This window comes from Actinokineospora sp., from assembly GCF_050699995.1.
In the GTDB taxonomy this organism is placed as follows: Bacteria; Actinomycetota; Actinomycetes; order Mycobacteriales; family Pseudonocardiaceae; genus Actinokineospora.
In genome coordinates this window covers 1-1,097 of sequence record NZ_JBOHGC010000541.1, presented here as the reverse complement: position 1 = coordinate 1,097, position 1,097 = coordinate 1, and the positions used below count along the sequence as shown (strand labels likewise).

Genomic DNA, 1,097 nt, shown 5'->3' with positions numbered 1-1,097 from the left:
CCTTCGGCGGCGAGTTGGCCGCAGGCCGCGGCGATCTCCTGGCCTCGGGTGTCGCGCACGGTGCAGGCGACCCCACCGGCGTTGACCCGGCGGACGAACTCACGCTCCACCGGCTTCGGTGCCGCGTCCCACTTGGAGCCCGGAGTCGGGTTCAACGGGATCACATTGACGTGCACGAGCTGGCCCAAGTGCTTGCGCAAACGCTTGGCCAGCAGGTCGGCACGCCACGGCTGGTCGTTGATGCCCTTGATCAGCGCGTACTCGATCGACACACGACGACCCGAGACATCCGCGTAGTAGCGGGCAGCCTCCAGCACCTCGTCAACCGACCAGCGGTTGTTCACCGGCACCAACGTGTCACGCAGCTCGTCGTCCGGGGTGTGCAGGGACACCGCCAAGCGGACCTGCATCTTCTCGTCCGCCAACTTGCGGATCGCCGGAGCCAAACCCACCGTCGACACCGTCACCGACCGGTGCGAGATACCCAGGCCCTCCGGCGACGGGTCACAGATGCGGCGCACGGCCTCGACCACGCGCTTGTAGTTGGCCAGGGGTTCGCCCATGCCCATGAAAACGATGTTGGACAGCCGTCCGGGACCGCCGGGCAGCTCACCGTCGCGCATGGCGGCGGCGCCCATGCGGACCTGGTCGACGATCTCCGCGGTCGACAGGTTGCGGGTCAGGCCCGCCTGGCCGGTGGCGCAGAACGGGCAGGCCATGCCGCAGCCCGCCTGGCTGGAGATGCACAGGGTGGCGCGGCCGGGGTAGCGCATGAGGACGCTCTCGATGAGCGTTCCGTCGTGGGCGCGCAGCAGGGTCTTGCGGGTGGTTCCCTCGTCGCAGGTGATCTTGCGGACGACGGTGAACAGGGTAGGCATCAGCTCGCCGACCAGCTTGTCGCGGCTGGTGGCGGGGATGTCGGTCATCGCGTCCGGGTCGACCGTGAGCCTGCCGAAGTAGTGGTTCGCCAGCTGGGTCGCGCGGAACGGCTTCTCCCCCAGCTCGGCCACCGCCGAGCGGCGCTCGTCGGGGCTGAGGTCGACCAGGTGCCTCGGCGGCAGTCCGCGACGAGGGGCGTCGAAAACGAGGGGGAGGAT

Annotated in this window: 1 protein-coding gene; it reads right to left on the bottom strand. The window is 69.2% G+C overall.

Annotation, left to right across the window (positions count from 1 at the left end; all coding sequences use genetic code 11):
* Positions 1-1,097, bottom strand: a 1,097-nt coding sequence (gene rlmN / locus ACRDSQ_RS26595) for a 23S rRNA (adenine(2503)-C(2))-methyltransferase RlmN (protein ID WP_431424726.1), incomplete at its 3' end; no start/stop codon positions are given.